The sequence below is a fragment of the Bacillus cereus group sp. BfR-BA-01310 genome, assembly GCF_022664325.1.
Classification (GTDB): Bacteria; Bacillota; Bacilli; order Bacillales; family Bacillaceae_G; genus Bacillus_A; species Bacillus_A paramycoides.
The window spans coordinates 1-351 of the sequence record NZ_JAKUHD010000110.1 but is presented as its reverse complement, the minus strand read 5'-3'; the positions used below and the strand labels follow the sequence as shown (position 1 = coordinate 351).

Genomic DNA, 351 nt, shown 5'->3' with positions numbered 1-351 from the left:
GAAAAACAAATGAATCAATTAAATCAAAAATTACGAAGTGTATTTGAAGAACAGAATCGGAATCAATCTGCGATTCAAACACAGGAACAAGCAGAAGAAGATTTTCATGTATGGAAAAATCAAAACCATCGTTTGTTCGACCGTATTTTAGGAACTTGGCATAGAGATAGAGAAATGTCATTGTTTTTTATGAATATGAGTCAAGATGCTCAATATATTGAGCGAAAACTTACTTTCGAATTGGAAAATCAAAAAGAAATATTGCTTAAGGAAAAACGAAATCTTAGTGACTTAGAAAATGACCTTTACTATCAAAAACAAAATCTAGCAAAGGAGGTCAATTCATGAGTT

The 351-nt window shown here is 30.8% G+C and carries 1 protein-coding gene; it reads left to right on the top strand.

Features of this window, described 5'->3' with window-relative positions:
* A partial coding sequence (locus MR109_RS29910; RefSeq protein ID WP_242274869.1) for a DUF3958 family protein occupies positions 1 to 348 on the top strand: 348 nt, incomplete at its 5' end.
* Positions 349 to 351 lie beyond the last annotated feature (3 nt).